At 65.7% G+C, this 7966-nt stretch carries 9 protein-coding genes and 1 pseudogene; 3 read left to right on the top strand and 7 right to left on the bottom strand.

Features of this window, described 5'->3' with window-relative positions; all coding sequences use genetic code 11:
* The 7 genes and pseudogenes from DYE23_RS30225 to DYE23_RS30205 all read right to left on the bottom strand — a co-directional run.
* Positions 1–1512: hypothetical protein (locus DYE23_RS30225; RefSeq protein ID WP_174905255.1), on the bottom strand; the 1512-nt coding region annotated here is incomplete at its 3' end.
* Positions 1513–1820: 308 nt separating this feature from the next.
* Positions 1821–1943: a hypothetical protein gene (locus tag DYE23_RS31880; RefSeq protein ID WP_308207179.1), complete on the bottom strand. Its 123-nt coding sequence runs from the start codon at positions 1941–1943 to the stop codon at positions 1821–1823.
* Positions 1940–2080, bottom strand: coding sequence for a tyrosine-type recombinase/integrase (locus tag DYE23_RS31875; protein ID WP_308207180.1), 141 nt, complete (start codon positions 2078–2080; stop codon positions 1940–1942). The genes DYE23_RS31880 and DYE23_RS31875 overlap by 4 nt, the downstream gene beginning before the upstream one ends.
* 19 nt (positions 2081–2099) lie before the next feature.
* The gene (locus DYE23_RS30220; RefSeq protein ID WP_308207181.1) at positions 2100–2858 is read right to left on the bottom strand and encodes a site-specific integrase; all 759 of its coding nucleotides are present in this window, start codon (positions 2856–2858) and stop codon (positions 2100–2102) included.
* A 399-nt stretch (positions 2859–3257) separates the two neighbouring features.
* The gene (locus DYE23_RS30215; RefSeq protein WP_163886446.1) at positions 3258–3440 is read right to left on the bottom strand and encodes an abortive infection family protein; all 183 of its coding nucleotides are present in this window, start codon (positions 3438–3440) and stop codon (positions 3258–3260) included.
* A gap of 46 nt (positions 3441–3486) precedes the next feature.
* A pseudogene (locus DYE23_RS30210) lies at positions 3487–3736 on the bottom strand (recombinase family protein); the annotation flags it as partial.
* 220 nt (positions 3737–3956) lie between these two features.
* The gene (locus DYE23_RS30205) at positions 3957–5309 is read right to left on the bottom strand and encodes a dihydrolipoyl dehydrogenase family protein (RefSeq protein WP_036460031.1); all 1353 of its coding nucleotides are present in this window, start codon (positions 5307–5309) and stop codon (positions 3957–3959) included.
* A 114-nt stretch (positions 5310–5423) separates the two neighbouring features.
* On the opposite strand from DYE23_RS30205, the gene DYE23_RS30200 reads away from it, so the two are divergent.
* From DYE23_RS30200 to DYE23_RS30190, 3 genes are all read left to right on the top strand, one after another.
* Positions 5424–5825 carry a heavy metal-responsive transcriptional regulator gene (locus DYE23_RS30200; protein ID WP_036460033.1) on the top strand — a complete coding sequence of 134 codons (402 nt, stop codon included), beginning with the start codon at positions 5424–5426 and terminating at the stop codon, positions 5823–5825.
* A 219-nt stretch (positions 5826–6044) separates the two neighbouring features.
* Complete coding sequence (locus DYE23_RS30195) at positions 6045–6548, top strand: Chromate resistance protein ChrB (RefSeq protein ID WP_051444578.1); 504 nt, start codon at positions 6045–6047, stop codon at positions 6546–6548.
* Positions 6549–6585: 37 nt separating this feature from the next.
* Positions 6586–7791 (top strand): MFS transporter, encoded by a 1206-nt coding sequence (locus tag DYE23_RS30190; protein ID WP_051444579.1) that lies wholly within the window; start codon positions 6586–6588, stop codon positions 7789–7791.
* Positions 7792–7966 lie beyond the last annotated feature (175 nt).

The following is a 7966-nucleotide window of genomic DNA, read 5'->3' as shown; positions in this document are numbered from 1 at the left end:
GGTTGTGGCCAGCGCACGCAGCGATGCGAGTTTGGCGCCGTTGGTGGATGACAACGGCCAGAACAGGCTGACCGTCGCGCGCTTGCCGGTGAAGACCCGCCGGTGGCCAGGATGGACGCCCAGTGCGGTGGCGACCGCGGGCGCGACGTTCTGTCCGGATCCACGCAGCAGATCGAAGGTCACTGGCACTGCGACACGGATCTCGTTGCGGCCGTTGTGGAACGTGCCGCGGATCGTCGTCGGTGGCGGAACAGGCGGCCACCCGTCGGCGGGGGTTCGACGACGGACCATGTTGCGGCTGGTGACGAAACCAGGGGTCGTCAAGTAGGTGCGTATCGAGGTTTCAGCGACATCAGGAAACGCCGCCGCCATGTCCTCGACCAGGGCGTTGATGTCAACGGCGCCGCCGGCGTCGTCGATGCGGGCGGCGATCTCAGAAAACACCCCGGTGTAGCGCTCGACGCCCCAGCGGGACAGCGCCCACGTCAGCCGCGTGGCGCGGGTGAAGCGCGGATCGGAGTTCAACACGTCGCGGACATAGCGTTGCAGGTAGTCGCCGCCGATGACGGCGGTGATGGCCGGCGCCGAGAGCGGGGTGCCGGCCAGATGCAGAGCGGCTTCGGCCCGGGCGGCGACGCTGCAACCCCAGCGCACCCATCGACCGTCGACCCGGCGCAGCCCGGGCTGGCTTTCGATGAAGTCGATGGCGGTGTCGCGCGGGACGCCGATGTGCTCGAACTGTCGAAGCACAATGTCGACCGTCGGTGCGCCCCAGCGCTCGAACGCCGCGTCCAGCGTCGCGGTGACCGTGGCCAACCCGTCAGCCTGTGCGCCTTCCAGCCACCCCTGGACACAGGTGTACGGGCCAGCGACGTGCAGCAGCAGCTGCCCGGCGGCGGTGCCCAGATCGAGGCCGAGATCGTTGAGGGCACCCTCGGCGGTGTGCTCGCGGGTCAGGGGTCCAAGCCGGCGGCGCAGCCGTTGGGCGTGGTCGAGAACCGCGACGTGGGCGGGGTCGGCGAGCAGATCGCGCAACCGGCGATCCGCGCGGGGCTGGTTACGGTGAACGTTGACCGGGGCCACCCCGAGTTGTTCGGCGGTCGCGCTCACCGAGAGGGGGCGTAGCGCCCAGCCGCGCGCCGCCAACACCGTGTAGTCGTAGCGGTTCAAGCGGTCCAGCAGCCTGCCGATAGCGCTCGGCGCGTCCGCCGTGGTCTCAGCCGGGGCCGACCGAGACATCGCAGCGTCGCGGGCAGCCAGTATGATGGCACGCACCGTGCCGATCCCGGCCTTGGGTCGATCGAGCAATGACGAGATCGTCTCATCGGCCAAGTCCGACCAGGTCGTGAGCTGTTCGCCGAACACCGTGCGGGCACGGGCCGGCAGCCAGCCGTACGGGACGGGTTGGTCAGCGACCTCGGTCAAAGCTGGCACCAGATCGCGGATCGGGGTCTGCGGCATGGCGTGGACACCGTCCCACCAGGTGGCGGATTCGGCTGCGGTGGCGCTCACCTCGCACGCCTGAGCAGGCGGTCGCCGATGCCAGCGACAATCGCGCCGGTGATGCCAACAGCACAACTCTCCACGGGCGCCCACCCGCCCTGAAGGATCGCAGTGACCGACGACGCGGCCATCAAGAGCGCCTGCTCACCGGCTGTCCCCACAGGCTTCCTCAGCGGCTCCACGGCCGGGCGAACCGGACCAACCGTGGTGTGCCAGGCGCATTGCCGGCCTAGTTGGCGCGAAGTCGGTGGGACACATGATCGTCTCGGTCCGACGCCGAGGAGTTGGCGCACTGGTGTCGTGACCCATCAGTCGTGTCAGTGTCCGTCTTGCAGGAGGGCGTAGAGCTTGTTTTGAGCTGCGGCAGCGCGCGTTTCGACGCCTGCCGCGGTGACGTAGCGCTGCGAGGTCACCATCGATTCGTGGCCGAGCAGCGTCACAGCGTATAGACGCTGACCTCTGAATTGGCGAGCTCGGTGGCGAAGGTATGGCGCAACCCGTGCACCAGCGCAGCGCCGCGGGCACGGCCGGCGTCGATTCCGGCGCGGCGAAACGCCCGCAGCACCCGGTACTGCAAGGTGCCGCGGGAGATCCGCTCACCGTCCGCACCGACGAACAGTGGTGCGTTGGCCGGCCAGGCGGCCAGTCCCGTGCCGGGGGAGCGGCGCTTGGTCGTGGCAGGGAACCGCAGCGTGCGGCTGGTGAGATAACGCTCGAGGATGTCGACCAACACCGATCGACCGGGACCCGGCGATCCTTCCCGCCCTTTCCGCGGACATGCACCACCGCGCCGGCGTCAGTGCGGCGAAGGTCCCCACATTGGCGCGCAACAGTTCATCGGCACGCAACCCCGCCAGCAGGGCGGTCACAATGAGGGCCCGGTCGCGTTCGACCCAGTCGCTGCGCCGCCGCGGCTGCGGATCTGCCTCCAGTGCCGCCAACAGCGCGACCACCGAGTCCGTCGGCAACGCCTTGGGCAGAGTCTTCGCGAGCTTGGGCCGCCCCACCAGCAACATCGGGTTGGCCCCGATCAACTCCGCTGTGTACAGGAAGGTGCACAACACATTCCAGCTCGACCAGCAGCGCTGAATGGACGCGGCCTCATGGGTCTGGGCGTACTGGGCGTACTGGGCGAACGCGGTACGCATCGACTCGGTGGTGATGTCGCCCAACGCCATCCGCGCCACCTCATCGGCGCGACCTGTGATCAGAGTCGCGATCGCGTCGAAATCCTGACGATAAGCCTTCATCGTGTGCACCGACGGCTTACGCGTACCTCGGTCGGCCAAGAAAGCGGCGAACCATTCCGGACGCAACCCTTGAGCGTCGTCGCACCGCTCGGAAGCGTCGGCCATGCCCGCCAGTACTTCATGGATAATTACCAGAGCGAAGAATTGCCGGGACAGCCGTGGCGACACTATGGGGGAGGGGAGCGGAACTAGGCTCAGTCGCTCCTCTGGTGCGACTTGGCAGTAGTGGGGCGGCTCGAGACGCCAGCTACGCCCCGTGGCCCTCACGGCGGCGAATCCAACACCAGGCCCGGTCCGGCAGCCCTCACGTAGTCCGTCGAACGTCGCGAACGTCTGTAGGTCCACTAAGCGCCTTGTGGCTGGAATACGTGCATGCCTAGAGCACAGGGCCTCTCGCGCTAACGTCGGGGGCGTGATCCGGGTTGTTCTGATCGACCTCGTTGGCGGTATTCGGCACTTCGATGCCCGGGACACCACAGTTTAGACACAACCCCAGGTAGCGCCTCAGCCGCCGTCGAGTTTGTCGAGCAACGCTCCTGCGACGAGTGCGGTCGCGTGAGCGACGAGGCGGGCCTCTGCTGCGCTCAGTTCGCTGGTCTTGCGTGGTGGTCCAGGTCGTCCGTGGCCGGTGCCGGCGTCGTTTCGGAGTCGATTAACCGCGGTGGCCAGCAGGAATATGCACTGCACTGCACTGCACGGTGCGGGTCGGGATCCAACTTCGGCAGCTCCGCCGGGTGGCCATGATGGCGGCCACCGCGCGGCCTGTAGGTGTGTCGGTATCTATGCCTTCGTGTAAGGCGCGCAACAGGTGCGGTGACGACCACGGTGTCGCCCTCGCGGGCGTAGTGCAGCTGGGCGGCCCGGCCCGGTCTGTCGGTGTTCACAGCACCTGAGAGCTTGTCGGTGAAAACCTGGCCGGATTCGACGCCCTGGACTGCAAGTGCGATCGGCTGTCCATCGAGGTCTTGGCCCGCGGTGCTCACCCGCGCATACCCAAGGATCGTTGTCGCGCCACCACAGTCTCATCGAGCTCCGACATTGAGGGTCTGAGATACGCGTGGTGAGACAAGAAATGAGACAGCGCGACCTGCGACTACGCGGTGATAGCGATGCAGCACCGATGGTGTCTCTTTTCTCTAGAAACGAGACAGCATGGGACGTCGCTTTTCGTCTTCCGTCGGGCGTGGGCTCAATAGCGGCCGCTTAGAGCATCGAGCCGAGGTCGGAGCCCAGGGTGGGGTACGCCGCGGTGGTTGTCTTGAGCTGGCGTGTGGTGAGGCCTAGTTTGATGGCCAGGGCCACGATGTTGGCGTGTTCGGTGTAGTCCGGTCCGAGCAGGTGTGCGCCCACGATTCGGTCGTCGTCCTTATTGACGAGGATCTTGGCTGCGGCGGTATCTTCGCCGAGGCGGTAGCTCGAATACCAGGTGCTGGCGTCGGTGTAGCGCACGTCGATCTTCAATCCCAGGTCGCGGGCTTCTGTTTCGAGCAACCCAACGCGCGCCAGTTCGGGGATCGTGAATACAGCCGACGGGATACCCGTGTAGTCGGGCACGGTGCTGGCGTCTTTGAGCATGTTGGAGGCGGCTACTTTGCCTTCGATGACGGCCACGGGCGTCAACGGGGGGCCGGCGGTGTCTGCGGCATCCCCGGCGGCGTAGACGCCGGGGTGTGTGGTGCTTTGCAGGTACGGCTCCACACTGATTCCTCGCTCACACCACGCGATGCCAGCACGGTCGAGGTCGAGTTCGGCCAGCTCGGGGACGCGTCCGGCGCCGTGAACCACCAAGTCTGTATCGATGGTGGTAAGAGTTCCATCCTGATCGACCTGGACTTGGTATCCGGACGCCGTCGCACGTACAGCGGTGACCGTGGTGGACGGCTGCACGTGAACTCCGGCAACGTCGCCGCCGGCGATCAACAGGTCGACTAGATCGGGGTCGAACCCCTTCAGTGGGCGCGGACCGTGATCGAGGATGATCGGGTGGCTGCCCGCCCGGGCGGCGATGTGGGCGAACTCGAAAGAAATGTAACCGCCCCCAACGAACACGATTCGCGGTGGCAAAACCTCCAATTCGAGGAACTCGGTGCTGTCGATGAGGTGTTCGTTTCCGTGGAACTGCAGCGGTCGGGGCCGCGCTCCAGTAGCAATCAAGACCCGGTCTGTGTGGTGGGAGTCGTTTCCGATGCTGATCTGATGGGCGTCTACGAACTGGGCCTGACCATGCAGTGTTTGGACGCCGTGGCGACGTAGGTCGTTTTCCATGTTCGCTGGTGCCGGATCGGTGAAGCCCCGTTTGTGGCGCATCAGATCGGTCCAGTTGATGCGGATCTGGCCATCGTCGATACCTTTTCCGCGCATCAGTTGGGAAGCGTCGATGATTTCGGCGCCACGGCGCAGGATCTTTTTCGGGTCGCATCCGCGCAGCGCGCAGGTACCGCCGTAGGGCAACGCGTCGACGATCGCCACGCGCCAGCCCTGGGCGGCGCACTTATTGGCGGCGGCGATACCGGCCATGCCGGCACCGATCACGATCAAATCGAAGCGGGCAGTCATCGCCCCACCTGGGTGATCGCACCGCAACCGGCCCCTCGGTGCACACGTTTGCAAGTCATGAGGTCACGCTAAACATTGCAGTGCAGTACAAGGTCAAGGATTAGTGTGGCAAGGATGCTGATCGGAGAGCTGGCACGATCCGTGGATCTATCGCCGCAGACCATCCGTTTCTACGAACGACGCGGACTACTGCCAGCACCTCGCCGCGGCACCAATGGCTACCGGCGCTACGACCGCACTGCGATCACCCGACTGCACTTCATCCGCGCCGGACAAGCCGCCGGACTGACCCTGGACGATATCGCCAGCATCGTGGACCTTCGTGACCACGGAACGGCACCCTGCGAGCACGTACACGCGCTACTCAGCGGCAAGCTCGACGACATAACACAGCGCCAACAAGAGCTGGCATCGCTAGCAACAGAACTGCGTCGACTCCTTCACCGCAGCCGGACGCTGAATCCTTTGAACTGCACCGACGCCCGCATCTGTCACATCCTCAGCGAGGCTCCGTGATGGGCGTGATCGAGTCTGGTGGCAGGGCCTGGCCGGGCCGCTCCGGCGTCAAAGGGACGGGGACTCCAGATGAGACAGGATGTGATCGGCCTCGTTTCTTTTTGAACTGAGACCGGCGTTAATGCGACCCGGGGGTGTGGTCGCCGCCCGAATGTAACCGCTGATACATTTTTAGATGTGGCAGAGACATCGGTCCGATGGTTGGTTCTGGTGGTACGAATGCCTGCGGAGCCTTCGCGGCACCGAGTCGCGGTGTGGCGCGAGCTGCGGCGCGCTGGGGCCACCCTGTTGGGGCAGGGGGTATGGGCGGTGCCCGATGCCCCGGTATTCGCCGATGGAATCGCCCGAACCGAAGAGCTAGCTGAACGCGGTGACGGCGAGGTGACGGTGCTGGCCGCGTCCGGACGCAATGAATCCGACGCTGCGCGTCTGGAAGCCTTGTTCACCGCTGAACGGAGCGAGGAGTGGGCTGAGTTCATCTCCGACTGCGCCAATTTCGACGCCGAAATCGACAAAGAGATTCGAATCGCCAAGTTCACGATCGCTGAGCTCGAAGAAGAAGAACACAGCCTAGAGCGACTGCGTCGATGGCACCGCGAACTGACCGCGCGTGATGTATTCGGCGCCCCCGAGGTGACCGAGGCCAACCAGCAGCTCAAGCATTGCATCGAACGCCTCGCCGACTACACCGAGCGGGTTTTCACCGCGTTGCACCAGCTATGACACTCGCCACCGCCGGCACAAACCCACTGTCACCGGCATGAGTACGCCCAACTCTGCCGATACAGGCCTCGGGGGGACCCGAACTCAGTTGTTGCCTTTGTACGCGGCGGGATTCGTCACCGCATTCGGCGCTCACAGCATTGCCGCCACCTTGGGCGGCTATATCGACGGGCCGTACACATCGCTGCTCACCCTGGGCCTGCTGCTGGCCATCTACGACGGAGCCGAAGTCATCCTCAAACCGGTATTCGGATCGTTGGCCGATCGCATTGGCGCCCGCCCAGTTCTGCTCGGCGGACTGCTCGCCTTCGCCGCGGCATCCGCTGCCTTCGTCATCGCTGGAGATCCTGCCTGGTTGGGCGTGACCCGATTCGCTCAGGGCGCCGCCGCAGCAGCATTCTCACCTGCCGCCGGGGTATTGGTGTCGCGGCTAACCGCGCCGGGGCAGCAAGGCCGCGGCTTCGGTCGCTACGGTGCCTGGAAAGGACTTGGCTACACCCTGGGACCGGTATTGGGAGGGGTGCTCATCACCTGGGGCGGCTACACCCTGCTCTTCGCCACGCTCGCCACACTAGGAACGGCGGTCGCAGCGTGGGCGCTGCTGATGGTGCCGGGGGTGGCACCGTTGCCGCGGGTCCGCCAGACGGTACTCGACCTGGGCCGCCGACTCGCCAGCCCGGGCTTTCTGCGCCCGACCCTCGCACTAGCCGCGGCCACCGCCGCATTATCGGTCGGTGTTGGCTTCCTCCCCGTCATCGGCGCCAGCCGCGGCCTCAGCCCACTTCTCACCGGAGCGGTCGTCTCGGTGTTGGCAGCGGCGACCGCCGTAGTTCAGCCCGGGGTTGGGCGCGCTCGCGATGACGGGCGCATCGGGGACCGCACCGGGTTGTCAACCGGCCTACTGCTCGCTGCCGCCGGGTGCGCGGCGGTGGTGATACCAGGAATCATGGGCCTGGCCAGCGCTGCCGTACTGATCGGCATTGGCGTAGGCGTCGTCACCCCGATCGGGTTCGCCTCTCTGGCCGCGTCCACTCCCGCTGAACGGCTCGGCCAAACCATGGGCTCTGCCGAAGTGGGCCGCGAACTCGGAGATGCCGGTGGGCCACTACTCGTCGGCGCCCTCGCCGCCGCGGCCACCTTGACCCCTGCGCTACTGGTATTCGCTACTGCCCTAGCCGCCACCGCCGCGCTCAGCACCGCGCCCACCGCCGGTCGTCACGCCCAAACCAGCAATGACACCTAGTCATCTCCACCGATCCGCATCACCCGCCGCCGAACTTGCCACCGGCCCTAGATCGCCGCTACACACCTCCACCTGAGACAAGAACTGATCGACCTCGTTTCTCTAGATCTGAGACACCAAAATGGGGCCGCCCCCGAAGGGTGGCCCCATGGCGTGATGACCCGTCCCGGCGTTT

The organism is Mycolicibacterium gilvum (assembly GCF_900454025.1).
Taxonomy (GTDB): Bacteria; Actinomycetota; Actinomycetes; order Mycobacteriales; family Mycobacteriaceae; genus Mycobacterium; species Mycobacterium gilvum.
The sequence above is the reverse complement of the archived record's forward strand: the minus strand, read 5'-3'. Positions and strand labels throughout refer to the sequence as shown.

What these genes read in the sequence shown, in the direction of transcription:
- DYE23_RS30200 (WP_036460033.1), top strand. Translation starts at nt 5,424, where the DNA reads ATGCTGATCGGAGAGCTGGCACGATCCGTGGATCTATCGCCGCAGACC.
- DYE23_RS30220 (WP_308207181.1), bottom strand. Translation starts at nt 2,858, where the DNA reads ATGGCCGACGCTTCCGAGCGGTGCGACGACGCTCAAGGGTTGCGTCCG.
- DYE23_RS30205 (WP_036460031.1), bottom strand. Translation starts at nt 5,309, where the DNA reads ATGACTGCCCGCTTCGATTTGATCGTGATCGGTGCCGGCATGGCCGGT.
- DYE23_RS30195 (WP_051444578.1), top strand. Translation starts at nt 6,045, where the DNA reads ATGCCTGCGGAGCCTTCGCGGCACCGAGTCGCGGTGTGGCGCGAGCTG.
- DYE23_RS30190 (WP_051444579.1), top strand. Translation starts at nt 6,586, where the DNA reads ATGAGTACGCCCAACTCTGCCGATACAGGCCTCGGGGGGACCCGAACT.